Source organism: Ruminococcus sp. D54t1_190329_F1 (assembly GCF_015551645.1).
In the GTDB taxonomy this organism is placed as follows: Bacteria; Bacillota; Clostridia; order Lachnospirales; family Lachnospiraceae; genus Blautia_A; species Blautia_A faecis.
Map to the genome: position 1 here is coordinate 68887 of NZ_JADNDC010000010.1, position 12892 is coordinate 81778.

Annotated in this window: 12 protein-coding genes and 2 pseudogenes; 4 read left to right on the top strand and 10 right to left on the bottom strand. The window is 42.5% G+C overall.

What is annotated here, in order from left to right; translation table 11 throughout:
* Positions 1–145 precede the first annotated feature (145 nt).
* The 3 genes from I2D69_RS06315 to I2D69_RS06325 are packed head-to-tail and all read right to left on the bottom strand — an operon-like array spanning position 146 to position 3307.
* A complete protein-coding gene (locus tag I2D69_RS06315) occupies positions 146–1078 on the bottom strand; it encodes a transketolase C-terminal domain-containing protein (RefSeq protein ID WP_195379581.1) in 933 nt (310 codons plus the stop codon).
* Complete coding sequence (locus tag I2D69_RS06320) at positions 1071–1904, bottom strand: transketolase (RefSeq protein ID WP_173715704.1); 834 nt, start codon at positions 1902–1904, stop codon at positions 1071–1073. The genes I2D69_RS06315 and I2D69_RS06320 overlap by 8 nt, the downstream gene beginning before the upstream one ends.
* A gap of 2 nt (positions 1905–1906) precedes the next feature.
* Positions 1907–3307, bottom strand: coding sequence for an L-fucose/L-arabinose isomerase family protein (locus tag I2D69_RS06325; protein ID WP_118577679.1), 1401 nt, complete (start codon positions 3305–3307; stop codon positions 1907–1909).
* A gap of 336 nt (positions 3308–3643) precedes the next feature.
* On the opposite strand from I2D69_RS06325, the gene I2D69_RS06330 reads away from it, so the two are divergent.
* The 3 genes from I2D69_RS06330 to I2D69_RS06340 all read left to right on the top strand — a co-directional run bounded on the left by I2D69_RS06330 (position 3644) and on the right by I2D69_RS06340 (position 6444).
* Entirely contained in the window at positions 3644–4651 is a 1008-nt protein-coding gene (locus I2D69_RS06330) for a LacI family DNA-binding transcriptional regulator (protein WP_195379582.1), read from the top strand.
* Between the two features lie 411 nt (positions 4652–5062).
* Entirely contained in the window at positions 5063–5764 is a 702-nt protein-coding gene (locus I2D69_RS06335) for a hypothetical protein (RefSeq protein ID WP_195379583.1), read from the top strand.
* 101 nt (positions 5765–5865) lie between these two features.
* Positions 5866–6444 (top strand): TetR/AcrR family transcriptional regulator, encoded by a 579-nt coding sequence (locus I2D69_RS06340; protein WP_195379584.1) that lies wholly within the window; start codon positions 5866–5868, stop codon positions 6442–6444.
* A 110-nt stretch (positions 6445–6554) separates the two neighbouring features.
* Here the strand turns inward: I2D69_RS06340 and I2D69_RS06345 are convergent, their stop codons facing one another.
* The 7 genes and pseudogenes from I2D69_RS06345 to I2D69_RS20005 all read right to left on the bottom strand — a co-directional run.
* Positions 6555–8099 carry an AMP-binding protein gene (locus tag I2D69_RS06345; RefSeq protein ID WP_195379585.1) on the bottom strand — a complete coding sequence of 515 codons (1545 nt, stop codon included), beginning with the start codon at positions 8097–8099 and terminating at the stop codon, positions 6555–6557.
* A 79-nt stretch (positions 8100–8178) separates the two neighbouring features.
* A complete protein-coding gene (locus I2D69_RS06350; protein ID WP_173734821.1) occupies positions 8179–8409 on the bottom strand; it encodes an acyl carrier protein in 231 nt (76 codons plus the stop codon).
* Between the two features lie 97 nt (positions 8410–8506).
* Entirely contained in the window at positions 8507–9895 is a 1389-nt protein-coding gene (locus I2D69_RS06355) for a condensation domain-containing protein (RefSeq protein WP_173734822.1), read from the bottom strand.
* A 297-nt stretch (positions 9896–10192) separates the two neighbouring features.
* The gene (locus I2D69_RS20840; RefSeq protein ID WP_347708383.1) at positions 10193–10378 is read right to left on the bottom strand and encodes a DUF6783 domain-containing protein; all 186 of its coding nucleotides are present in this window, start codon (positions 10376–10378) and stop codon (positions 10193–10195) included.
* Between the two features lie 75 nt (positions 10379–10453).
* The gene (locus tag I2D69_RS06360) at positions 10454–11425 is read right to left on the bottom strand and encodes an alpha/beta fold hydrolase (RefSeq protein ID WP_227199278.1); all 972 of its coding nucleotides are present in this window, start codon (positions 11423–11425) and stop codon (positions 10454–10456) included.
* A 176-nt stretch (positions 11426–11601) separates the two neighbouring features.
* Positions 11602–11703: pseudogene (locus I2D69_RS20000) on the bottom strand (single-stranded DNA-binding protein); the annotation flags it as partial.
* A gap of 3 nt (positions 11704–11706) precedes the next feature.
* Positions 11707–11994, bottom strand: a pseudogene (locus tag I2D69_RS20005) (GTPase); the annotation flags it as partial.
* Between the two features lie 584 nt (positions 11995–12578).
* On the opposite strand from I2D69_RS20005, the gene I2D69_RS06370 reads away from it, so the two are divergent.
* Complete coding sequence (locus I2D69_RS06370; protein WP_195379586.1) at positions 12579–12794, top strand: helix-turn-helix domain-containing protein; 216 nt, start codon at positions 12579–12581, stop codon at positions 12792–12794.
* Positions 12795–12892: the final 98 nt, after the last annotated feature.

The following is a 12892-nucleotide window of genomic DNA, read 5'->3' on the forward strand; positions in this document are numbered from 1 at the left end:
TAAGTCTGTTTTGTAACTAAATAATAAGCGTGCCTGACCAGACTGCTCAGAAGCACGCCCAATCGGGCAGCACTTCTAAGCAGCATCCTGGTTCTGCATCCACGCAGTCTGTCAGTCACGCTTAAATTTGTTTCTTATTTAATTTCTATTTCAGAGCTTCTACAGCCTTCTTCGCAATACCTTCAGCATTTAATCCATAGTAATCAAATACTTCCTGTGAAGTGCCTGTGATAACCGGAGCATCCGGAAGAGCCATGTTCACCACTTTTCTCGGGCATTCTGCACCAACAACCTGTGCAACCATGGAGCCAAGTCCTCCAAATGGTGCGTGCTCTTCTACCGTGATCACTGCCTTTGCATTCTTGGCAGCTTTTACAACGCCTTCAGCGTCAAGCGGTTTCACGCAGTACATATCCAGTACAGTTGCGGAAATTCCCTGCTCCTCCAGTAACTTGGCTGCTGCAAATGCCGGGCGCACCATCTCGCCGCAGGCGATAATTGCCACATCTGTTCCCTCTTTCAGAACAGTTGCCTTGTCCATTTCAAATGGGCAGTTGTCTTCTGTATAAATATCCTCAACCGGATTTCTTCCAACACGGATGTAAGATGGTTTCTCATCCTTCAACAGAGCCTCGATCAGATGCTTTGTCTGATGACGATCACTTGGAAGGTAAACTCTCATATTCGGGATTGCGGACATAGCTGCGATATCCTGTGCAGAATGATGGCTCATTCCAAGTGCGCCGTAGCTGATACCACCACTGATACCGATCAGCGTAACATTTGTATTGGAGTATGCCACGTCAACCTTGGCCTGCTCGTAGCTTCTTGTGGATAAGAAGCAGGCCGGTGAGCATGCAAATGGCTTCTTTCCACATTTTGCAAGACCTGCGGAAATACTTACCAGATTCTGCTCTGCAATACCGGTCTCAATAAACTGATCCGGGAAATTATCTGCAAATGGTGTCATGGAAGCGGATCCTCTGGAATCGCTGCAAAGCACCATAATATCTTTGTCTTCTTTTGCTTTATCCATCAAAACTTCACAGATGGCCTGTCTGTTTGGAATCTTATTCATGAAGAGCGGCCTCCTTTCTTGCTGCAAAATCCGCGATGATCTGATCATATTCTTCCTGTGTTGGAACCTTGTGATGCCAGTTTGCCTTGTTTTCCATTACGGAAGAGCCACAGCCTTTTACAGTGTTGGCAATTACAGCGGTTGGTTTGCCTTTTACAGTTTTTGCTTCTTCAAAAGCAGCATTTAACTGGTCAATATCGTTTCCGTCTTTTACATCGATCACATGCCATCCGAAAGAACGGATACGCTCATGGAGATCATCATGTCCCATAACGTCCTCTGTATTTCCGGAAATCTGAAGACGGTTACGGTCGATTACTGCGCAAAGATTGTCCAGCTTGTACTGATGTCCTGCCATGAAGCCCTCCCATACAGAACCCTCTGCCAGCTCACCATCACCCATTACGGTGTAAACACGGTAATCTCTGTTATCTTTTTTGCCTGCAAGAGCCATGCCTACGCATACCGGAAGTCCATGTCCCAGAGAACCTGAGTTCATCTCGATTCCAGGAAGCTTATTGTTCGGGTGTCCGATATATTTGGAACCAAATTTTGAAAAATGTGCTTTAATATCTTCCAGGTCCAGAAAGCCCTTTGCTGCAAGTACAGCGTAGTACGCCTCTACAGAATGACCTTTGCTGAGTACGAAACGGTCGCGATTCGGGTCATCCATGTTTTCCGGAGAAATGTTCATCTGGCAGAAATACAGGCTCATCAAAGTATCGATCACACTCATGTCGCCGCCAATATGACCGCCCTTTCCGGCAACGATAATGTCTACAGTATCTTTTCTTAAGTCAAAAGATTTTGCCTTTAAATTTTCCATTCTCATTCACCTCTTAAATATGCTTTCACATCTTCTTCAATAGGATCATATAAATCAGGAGTGATTCCCATGTATTTGCATGCCTCGTAAAGTACCGGAACTACATCTTTATGGATACCTACACAGTGATGGATATATGGTCCTTCTACAATCTTGGCTTCCAGACGTTTGATGTTCTCAACCTCAACCCAGAGGTAAGTTCCCATACCTTTCGGTCCGTCAACGCCTTTTGCTTTTCCGAGGAGCATGGAGTATTCTCCGTTATCACCGTCGAAACGTGCCAGTGTCACTTCACCATGCTTTGCCTCAGCTGTAATGCTTCCCGGATGGCTGAATGCCAGCGGATAAGTAAGCTTCGGTGTCTCTCTTGCAACAGAGATTGGCCATGGTCCGCAGTGCTGAAGGAGCTCGCCGTTCTCAATATCAGGATGGCGGATGGTCCAGTCTGCGAAGAAGCTTCTTGTGTCATCAAGTGCTGCTGCCTCAACAAGAAGAGCGGTAATTGCACCGTGAATATCGGTCTCACATACAACCGGAATTCCTTCTTCATTGAGAAGTGCATTTGCTGCACATGGCATGATTCCGATCTCGCTCTGCAGCTGGTTCCAGCACTGGATTGCAGCTGCCTGGCAGCCGTATTTCTTAATAAGATTTCCCATAGCAACCTTAAGAGCTGCTACATTCTCAAGCTCGTTGTCTTTTACACAGATTTCCATGTTCTGGCGGCAGTATTCCACAACCTTTGCAACCTCTGTTCCCTCTGCTTTTGCTTTCTTCATCTCATCTGTCAGCTCTGGCATTGGGATTGGTGTCAGCTGGATGTTGAATTTCTCAAGGAGCTCACCTTCGTTGCACATGGTGGACCAGAACTCGTATGGTCTTGTGGAAATCTGAAGGATTCTCATGTTGCGGAAGGTTTTTACTACATTACAGACAGCCATGAAATCACGAAGTCCACGCTCGAATACCGGATCATTCAGTCTGCAGTTTGTCATGTATGTAAATGGAACGCGGAATCTTCTGAGGACTTTACCTGTTGCAAAAAGTCCGCACTGTGTATCACGAAGACGGACACCATTCTCGTCTGGTCTCTCATCAAGAGGTCCCCACAGAAGAACCGGTACATTTAACTCTTTTGCAAGTCTTGCGCATTCAAACTCAGTTCCGAAATTGCAGTGTGGAAGGAAAAGTCCGTCGATTTTCTCTTTTTTGAATTTCTCTGCAATCTTAATGCGGCCAGCCTCGTCATAAAGAAGGCCCTCATCATTTACGTCTGTGATGTCTACAAAATCGATTCCTAATTCTTTTAATCTGTCTGCAGTAAGTCCACGATACTTAACTGCATCCGGTGCACTGAAAATACTTCGTCTGGTTGGCGCGTAGCCGATTTTGATCTTTGCCATTCTGGTATTCCTCCTTGTTTATATTTATTATTTTCTTTTGGTTTTTCTTAGCTGTAAAATCTTTTTCTTTATTACTTACCCAGATATTCTGTTTGCTTTTCTTTGTAGCTCTAGTATAGGTCTCTTTCAGCTTTATTCCAATAAAAAATAAAGTGTTTTTGACTTTATTTTCGCTTTATTTTTCGCAAATATATTGTTTATTTTTCAATTAAGAAGTACAATATATACAACAGAAAAAACTTCTGCCAAAGAAATATGAACAGTTTCCACAGAAAACCAACTTTCTGCCCTAAACAGCAGATACTTTACTAAATACCACTCCGGGAGGTGCCGCAAATGTCCATTACTGCTAAAGAACTGGCCAGAAAACTGAATCTTTCACAGACTGCCGTCTCCATGGCGCTGAATAATAAGCCCGGAGTCAGCACTGAAACCCGCCGGCTGGTGGTAGAAGCTGCGGAAAAATACGGCTACGACTTTACCAAACTTTCTCTAAAGAAAAATAAAGCCGGAAGCATTTACGCGGTAAGCTATCGTTCCCATAATGCCATCATGTCCTATTCTCCTATTTTTGATGCTATGGTGGAGGGTATGGAATCCGTAGTGCAAAAAGATAATTATAAACTGAAAGTAATCACATTTTATGAAAAGCGGGATAATCTGGAGCATTATCTGGGGGATTTAAGAACTACTGACTGCGTTGGAATTATTTTGTTTGGTACTGAAATGCGGGAAGAAATGGTCCGGCCTTTCCTGAAGCTTCCTTTTCCGGTGGTGATCCTAGACGCCTATTTTGAAAACCTTAACTGTAATTATGTTGTTCCCAATAACCGTCAGGGAGCTTATCTGGCTACCGATTATCTGATCAGCCGGAGAATGAAGCAGCCTGGATACCTGCAGTCTGCTTATCCTCTCCGCAACTTTTCAGAGCGCCTGGAGGGATTTTATCATGCTGTCCATGATAACGGAATGTCCCGTTCCCGCTGTATTATCCACCAGCTTTCTCCAACCATTGATGGAGCAATGGCAGATATGCTTGCAATTATTGACAGGGGAGATACTCTGGCAGACTGTTATTTTGCGGACAATGACCTGATTGCAATCGGAACCATTAAGGCCTTGCGTCTCAGAGGCTACAAGGTGCCGAAGCAGGTGGCAATTGTAGGCTTCGACAATATCTCTGAGGGACGCATTATCGACCCCTCCCTTACCAGTATCAGCATCCCTCGTCATTATATGGGACAGGTTGCCGCCAGAGAGCTTCTCTCTCAAATAAACGAACCCCGGCAGCATACCTGTAAAATTGAAGTTTCGGCAAATCTGGTAAAACGATTTTCAGTTTGACGCAAAAAGGTATCGCAACCTTTCACTTCCGGTTGTGATACCTTTTTAATTACTTATTGCAGAAACGTTTAATGCCAAAATCCCTGTCTTTTTACAGTATTTATGATATATTTATCTGTTCCGAAATTATTTTCGAAAATATCATATTTTATTGTAAAATTATCACAAAATTCGCTTTTCATTTATAATATCCGCACATTTTTTCATCTGAAAAAACCGGATTTTATGCGCTCTTTTCACCCAAAACAAATCACGATGCATACAGATCATGCAGCCTTATATTTTACCCAATTACACTGGTAAAATCTTTACGTTTATGGTATACTTATTTCATTATCTGCAGATAGCAATGTCAGAAATATAGTAACCTGACATCTTCTACCTTACACTAATAACCGGAGGGATATTTATATGGATGAAAAAATCATGAAATTTTTAAGGAAAAACAATATCCATATCAGTAATATTAAATATCTGCTCAGACAGGCGAATAAGACCTGCATTTATATGACCGATGGACGAGTTGTGAAAACTTTTATCACAGTCAAAGATTTATATGAAATTCTTATACCTTATGATTATATTTCCATAAATAAAGGCACCGTGGTTTCCAGAGGACAGATTGATCATATTGAGAACTGCACCTATCATATGAAGGATGGCGTGCGTCTGGAAGGACGTAAGCGTGGCGCAGCCACTCACAAATTTCTGAACAAATCTTTGCATCAGGATCCTGCCAAGACTTTATCTCCAAATATTCGTACGCGTTTTTCTGTATTAGATGATATGCCCCTTGCTTTTTGTGTAATCGAACTGATTTTTAATAAAAACGGAACTGGAATTGACTTCGTTTTCCGCTATTGCAATAAAGAAATGCTTCTTCTGGAAGGCATGGATACTCTGGAAATACTTGACCAGTCTTTTTATCAGGCATTTCCCAACGGAGATAAGAAGCTCCTTGCCGCATATACAGATGTTGCCTTGAATGGCGGAAGCTGTCGTCTCAAGACTTACAGTGCCAGGATTCATCGTGAACTTATTATCAAATGTTTCCAGCCATTGGAAAACTTCTGCGCATGTATATTGATTCCTGCCTATGAAATAGAGAAATAAACATTTTCCAGATTTCCATATATACATGATATGAGAGTCAAAAGGTCTTTTGCCACTCATATCCTTATATTTATTGATAAAATATTGGGAGGGAAGCGACTATGCAAAATTCATTTCCTGACGAAAGATATTCTGTGGCGGATGAAGCCATCCTGGGTGCTTTTTTTAAACTTCTAAAGAAAAAAACTCCTGATCAGATCACAGTATCCGATATCACTAAGACAGCCGGTATCGCGAGAAGCACTTTTTATAATCATTATCAAGACATTCCCTCTCTTGTATCCGCTGTTGAGGAAAAGACGATCCAGGATGTTTTTTCTATAATGGAAAAATTTCATCCTGAAAATGACCGGGATATCTGTCAGTCCTATTTTCTGACACTTTGCCGCTATACAATGGAAAATCCTTTCCTTTCCAGTCTTCTGAGCACCCCCCATGGGAATGATCTTTTTGAAAAAATGCTGACTATGCTTCATCACTATGTCACCGCTACTACCTCCAGTGCCAGACCCGGCAGACACACAAAAGAGGAAATATCTTATGTGATCACCTGTGCGATCGGCAGCACGATCGGTGTTCTTCACAAATGGACCCGGGATCATTTTGATCTTGAACCAGAAGTCATTGCAGAGATTCTGACTCAGGTTTTTCTGACTGGCATGCTGCCACTTTTATCCTGACGTGTTTGTAAAAGCATTCCCACAAAGTGGGGCGTGCAGATTGCGGGAATGCTCTTTCAAACAGGCATAAGAAAAACCCGTCTAAGCAATTCACTCAGACGGGTTTTTTCTTATGCCTGTGGCTCATCAATCAGGACATCCTGTCTCCTGATTTTCTTTGTTGTACTGCGTATAAACGGATTTTTCCGGATCACCAGACCTGTAATACGACGGTAGGTCGGCTGATTTTTATTGTATTCATCCAGAAATGCCTGAAGCTGTAAACGAATCATCTCAGTATCCAGTGCCTTTGCCTCCACAACTGCCTGTTCCGGATAGATGCGTGCTGTCAGACCATTCTCTTCACCTGTTACAATCACTTCCGCAACAAGCGGGTTCAGCGCAAGCTTGTTCTCAAGTTCTTCTGGTGATACATTTTCCCCATTGGAGAGAATGATCAGATTTTTCACACGACCGTTAATAAAGAGGTATCCATCTTCATCCATATAGCCCTTGTCGCCTGTATGCAGCCAGCCATCCTTCAGTGTTTCCGCTGTCTCCTCCGGCATCTGATAGTACCCTTTCATAACACTTGTACCCTTTACCAGAATCTCCCCGTTTTCAAACTTTATCTCCACATTCTCAAGTGGTTTTCCGATAGAACCCGGTTTATGATTTTCCGGTGTATTATTACTGATAACAGGAGAACATTCCGACATGCCATATCCTTCCAGTATCTGAACGCCATATTCTGCAAAACGGTCAATATAGTACGGATCCAGATGTGCCCCGCCGGTAAAAATCGTCTGCAGTTTTCCGCCGAATACTTTTTCTGCAAGAACCGCCTTCGGGATTTCCGGATCAGCAGCCGCCAGTCTCTTATAAATTGTCTCAATCATCATCGGAACCATGAGCATGATATCTGGTTTAAAAATGCTCATATTTCTGACCATATGAAGCAGGGAGTCATTGATACAGATAGTTGCCCCCTGAGAAAATCCTTTCAGCCAGTCCATGACAAGGCAGAATGCATGATGGATTGGAAGTACACTGAGCATGGCAGTTCCAGGCTCTGCTGAAATCTTAACTGCCTCAACGTTGGATGCCAGATTATTCTGTGTCAGCATAACCCCTTTGCTCTTTCCTGTGGTTCCGGAAGTAAAGATAATAGTCGCAATAGCTTCTGCATCCGGACAGGAAGCATCTTCTGCTGCACTCTTTCCCATATCTCTCAGCTCATTGATACTGTACACTCCTGAAGGCAGATCCTCCACCTCTTTCTGGAGCATCCACACCTTCTGAAGCTTCGGACAGTTTGCAAGAAATGCTTCCAGATATGGTCTGTGTTTCGGACTTAAGAAGAGTGCTTCGGAATCGGAGCGATTTATCAGGTCGATCAGTTCTTCACACGGGAGTGCAGCATCCAGCGGCACCGCTGTAGTGCATCCTGTAATAATTCCCAGATAGCTTTCGATCCATTCTACAGAACTGGTTCCGATTAATGCAATATGTTTTCCCTCAAACCCTTCTGCAAGAAGTCCTTTTCTGGTAGAAATCACGTTTTTCATCATTTCGCTGTAGCTTTTCTCCAGAACTTCTTTTCGGTTAAGCCATTTTACTGCTTTGACTTCGCCAAATTTCTGTACACTTCCTTCTAATATATTCCTGATCAGCATATTTTTCCTCCTTCACTGTTCAGTGAACTGACACTCTGTTAATTCTTACTGTTCACTCCGGGAACAGTAACGTTAAGTCCTACTGAAGCTCCTCAAGAAGCTTAAGTGCCTCCTCAAGAGTTATAATTTTTGTCACTTCGTTTTCATCCAGTTCAATATCAAAGGTATCCTCAAGCTCACCCAGGAAAGACATAAAATCCAGGGAAGTAAATCCCAGATCCTCACGAAATCTCATCTCACCTGTCATCTCTTCCGGTTTCACTTTACTGTACTGCGCCACAATATTTTTAAATTCCATTTCCTGACTCATTCCATTTCCTCCTGATTTTTGATTTCTATAAAAACAATGCCGACAAGTTCTCGTTAACCACGCTTAACCTTTCAGGCTTTGTGGAACCTGTTGCTCTTTATACCTGTTCCATAATCTCTCCAATGCTCATATCCGGCTCTGCAATCCCTTTAAAAAGAATACGCATCATATAATAATACAACAGTTCCATGTCATGCTCCTCCAGATGCGCAGTCTGATAATGATAGGAGAAGTTCATTCCCCCATCCTCGGTGTGAGATACGGTCAGATACATTTTCTTGGTTGCAGCACCGTTTGCAAACCATTTGGCATGCTGGCGAATAGTTCCAAGCATTTCATTCTCCACCTTCACCGGCATTGGCTGATAGGTCAGATAGCAGCTTTCATAACTGGTATGCTCCGGTGTATGATATCTTTTTCTCATCTCATCCACAATAAATGCCGGATCATAATTGCTGTGCATATAAATTCGATTCTGCATATTCTGGATTTCATAAGCTGCCGAAAGAAAATCTGTCTCTGGTGAGATCACTGTTCTGCATGGAAACATAATGGTTCGGCTTCCTCCTGAAGTCCATTCGTCATGGGTAGAACGTCTGGATATAAAATTCTGGATTGTAATATCCTCCTGTCCATTATTTACTTTTGACAGATAAGTACGGATACCAAGCAGAAGCAGATTTGTCATAGAAAGCTGATGATTCATACAGAAATCCATCAGGTTCTGTGTCGCATACGGTTCCAGATGATAATCCTTTACTGCAACAAACAGCTCGTTCATCTCAATGTCAGAAGCACGAAGCTTCGGATTTCCATGGCGTTTTCTTGCTTCCTCCAATACGGACGGTCCCTGAATATCAGAATATAACGGCTCACCCAGTGCATCCAGCTGGTCATCCCAGAATTTTTTATCTTTTGCAAAACGCTTTTCATTGCCCGCCTTTGCCAGGTCTTTTTTCAGAACCGTTTCAAAATCTACCAGTTCCTGAGGACAGGCTGTTCCATATCTGTAATGCGTATATAATTGGAACAGATCTTCGATCATAACTACAAGTCCACAGGAATCAATCAGTCTGTGATCCATATGTAAAAAGAAACCATTGTATCCTTCCGGAAGCTTCAGCATAGTAAATTCACACATGGGAATATTATTTCCATCAAATGTTTCATATGCCCACTGCTGCATCAGCTCATCTGCCTTTGCCAGACTTTCCATTCCTGACAGATCCTTCAGCTCAATATCACGCGGGTCCTGTTTTTCGATATACTGTTTTACATTTCCTTCTTTATCCGGCTTTGTAAAACGGACTCTGGTACAACCGGAACGCTCTGTTTCCATCTGAATACATTTTTTTAATAATCCAAAATCCAGTTCTGCCTGTACAGAAGCCACAACGCTTACGCCAGATACCTGCTGTGTACCATAATCCAGAATCCAGTTGTGATGCATTTTCTGAGCTGCCGTCAAAGGATAATAATTTCTCATATAATAAATAACCTCCATTGTCCCGATTTTCCTCTTTATCCGGGACAGAAAACATTGTATGTATGCTTCAGGTGAAAAAATATCATACCTTCTCAGGAAATACCAGTACCCTGAAGACTTAATGAACACTTTATAAAAAATTGACCGGAACTTATCATACATTTAACATAGTACATCGAAAATTAAGTAACTGCCATATTGACTTGTCTGATTTTTCATCTGCTGCGTTGTCGTCAGTCGCCGTAGCCACCGCTACGCCTCCTTCCTCCGCCTTGCATATGAAGAAATCATCCTACGTCAATATAGCAGAAACTTAATTTTCGATGTACTAGAGCGTGTTTGAAAAAGGCTTTCTGCAAGATGTGCGTCACAATTTGTGGGAGATTTCACCCGGATGAGGGCGCCGTAGCGGGCTACGGCAACCGAATTCGGGTGAAATATACCGCAAAGTGGGGCGTGCAGATTGCGGGAATGATTTTTCAAACAGGCTCTAGCAGTTCAAAGGTGTATTTCCTGCTATGTACTATGTCTGATAAATCCCGGTCAAGATTTTTTCATTTAATCGTATTTTTCAAAAAATTCCATCATCTTATGCTGATACAGTTCCGGATCTGCATAGGCACTGCACAGATGCCGAGCTCCCGGTATGATCACCAGTTCCTTCTCTGCCCTGCAGAGCATATAGTTCTGAAAAGAGTTATTGGGATATACATAGGTGTCCTTCTCTCCATGGAAAAAGAGAACCGGTCTTTTATTTTTTTTCATGGCTTCTGTAGTATCTGCATCTTTCATATGAAATCCAGCCACAAGAGAACAGAACCAGTCCAGTTCCATCAGAAGCAACGGAATATGATGCAGGTGAAACCAGTTAGCTGCCATATCACGCATCTGCCTTTCCATAGACTGAAAACCACAGTCCGCAATCAGGCCTTTCACCTCCGGTGGAAGTGTATGTCCTGATGCCATCAGCACAGAAGCTGCACCCATGGATTGTCCGTACAGGTAAATCGGAAGCTTTTCTTTGTTTCGTTCAGCCATATATACTGCCCATTGCTGCACATCCCATTGTTCCTTTGCTCCAAAAGTAATATAGTTTCCCTCGCTGTCACCGCAGCAACGATGCTCTATAAACAGGACATCACACTGATGCTCATGCAGATATTTCGCCATAAAAGACAACGTACCAAACCGGCTGCCACGATATCCATGACTTAATATGACGATCCGTTTCGCAGCTTCAGCAGGAAGATATAATGCATGTAGTTTTAATCCGTCAATACTTTTGATATAACAGTCCTGCATTTTCTGTTCAAAGCACCATGCCTTACTCTCATTATATTCTCTGGCATAACCGTTCTGTGGATGATTTTCCCTGATATGCGACAGTTCAAACCATTTCTTTCTTTCCTTTTTCTGCTCTCCCCTTTTGCAGCAGACCACCATGTTAAAAAAGCGCCATCCCACCTCCAGGGATCCCAGAAAAACAGCCGCCAGTATTGCGAACAGCTTAATAATTTTTTTCTTCATCATGATTTCCTCCGCAGTTCACATTTTGAATAAGAATCCTGCCCGTAAAACTTCAGTTGTATTGGACAGCTTTAAGGTCTTTTGCCATAGACTCATTATAAGCATATTGTGTCTAAATACGCAATGAGATTTTTTTAGCAAAACAGGAAGAGGATTGCTCGTTACGGTTTACCGGTAACAATTGCCAGAGTATATCTGGCTACTGCCATATCATTATCTTTTCCGGCATAGTTGATCTCCGGATTCTTTGTTAGTCTTCCCATTAAAATCACTCTATTCATAGTTGTTACATCCTTTCCAGGCATTTTACCCTTATCATTTTCGATTCCATCACCTAAACCTGGTGTATCCCAAATAGTGAGATTATCTAAAGTGTAGCTCGTAATGTTGCTTGTCTCTGGATCTACACCTACTCCAACCTCAGCAACCTGCATACTGAACAATGCATTGATTGTCGAGCTCTTTCCACTTCCAGTAGAACCTACAAGCATAATGTTTGCTTTCTTTTCTCTCATCTTAATGAGTCGAGATAACCTCTCGTTCTTCTCACTAAGAGACATATCGGAGCCCATAATGTCCTCTTCCAGAAGCTCGTAAATGCCATGCTGACAAAAGGTGTGGATTATGATCCGAAAAAGATGGTCAGTGACATCAAGAGACCGGCAGTTTATCTACAGGCTGCGTAAGAAAGACAAGTAACTGTAATGGGGGCTGTCAAGTGGACAGCCACTGAATTAAGCAGAATGTAACAGATAACGTCCACTGATCACAGTGCTGGAACAGGAAGCGAGTCAGTAATCAATAATACAAAGAATGAGCCAGTAGTCGGCAGGAATATTTTCCATGGGGCGAGACCCCGTATAGGAGCATAGCTGACACCCTGGTTATGGGCAGGCAGGACGAAGGAAGTTAGGACCTCTGGAGACAGAGATGATCCTGGTGGATATAGGAGGTTAGCTGCCATAGAGGGAAGGGTATACACAAGGCCAGTAAAGCGAAAATCAATGACGTTTTATTTCGTATACCATTCAACCGCTATTTCAGTACCTGATACATCGAAATGCTCATAGCTGTGGCTTATTCACTGAGATATGAAAGGTTGAAAAACCTTGAATTTTCAATAAAAAACACTTGATTATATGAGGAGGTAACTATTATGTCAACTACATCTAATTCAGTACCAGCAGAGAAGGAAAATTCTATTTTAACTGTTTTAAGTGTCTCAGAAGTTGCTGAATATCTTGGAGTGGGAAAGAACAGAGTTTATGAATTGCTTAATACCGGAAAGCTGAATGGATTCCGCATGGGATCTACCTGGAAGATTAGCCGAATGGCTTTGGAGAATTATATCTTGAATGCTTCGAAGCTTTAAATTCAGACAAAAAAGAAAACAGGGGGATGTGAAAAAACTCGATTGAGTTTTTTCACATCTCCCTTCATTTGTTATATGGCAGCTGCTTCATAAAGAAA

Excerpts from the sequence above, each read along its gene's own strand:
- I2D69_RS06335 (WP_195379583.1), top strand. The coding sequence starts at position 5,063 with ATGGATGAAAAAATCATGAAATTTTTAAGGAAAAACAATATCCATATC.
- I2D69_RS06320 (WP_173715704.1), bottom strand. The coding sequence starts at position 1,904 with ATGGAAAATTTAAAGGCAAAATCTTTTGACTTAAGAAAAGATACTGTA.
- I2D69_RS06325 (WP_118577679.1), bottom strand. The coding sequence starts at position 3,307 with ATGGCAAAGATCAAAATCGGCTACGCGCCAACCAGACGAAGTATTTTC.
- I2D69_RS06330 (WP_195379582.1), top strand. The coding sequence starts at position 3,644 with ATGTCCATTACTGCTAAAGAACTGGCCAGAAAACTGAATCTTTCACAG.
- I2D69_RS06360 (WP_227199278.1), bottom strand. The coding sequence starts at position 11,425 with ATGATGAAGAAAAAAATTATTAAGCTGTTCGCAATACTGGCGGCTGTT.
- I2D69_RS06340 (WP_195379584.1), top strand. The coding sequence starts at position 5,866 with ATGCAAAATTCATTTCCTGACGAAAGATATTCTGTGGCGGATGAAGCC.
- I2D69_RS06315 (WP_195379581.1), bottom strand. The coding sequence starts at position 1,078 with ATGAATAAGATTCCAAACAGACAGGCCATCTGTGAAGTTTTGATGGAT.
- I2D69_RS06370 (WP_195379586.1), top strand. The coding sequence starts at position 12,579 with ATGTCAACTACATCTAATTCAGTACCAGCAGAGAAGGAAAATTCTATT.
- I2D69_RS06350 (WP_173734821.1), bottom strand. The coding sequence starts at position 8,409 with ATGAGTCAGGAAATGGAATTTAAAAATATTGTGGCGCAGTACAGTAAA.
- I2D69_RS06355 (WP_173734822.1), bottom strand. The coding sequence starts at position 9,895 with ATGAGAAATTATTATCCTTTGACGGCAGCTCAGAAAATGCATCACAAC.
- I2D69_RS06345 (WP_195379585.1), bottom strand. The coding sequence starts at position 8,099 with ATGCTGATCAGGAATATATTAGAAGGAAGTGTACAGAAATTTGGCGAA.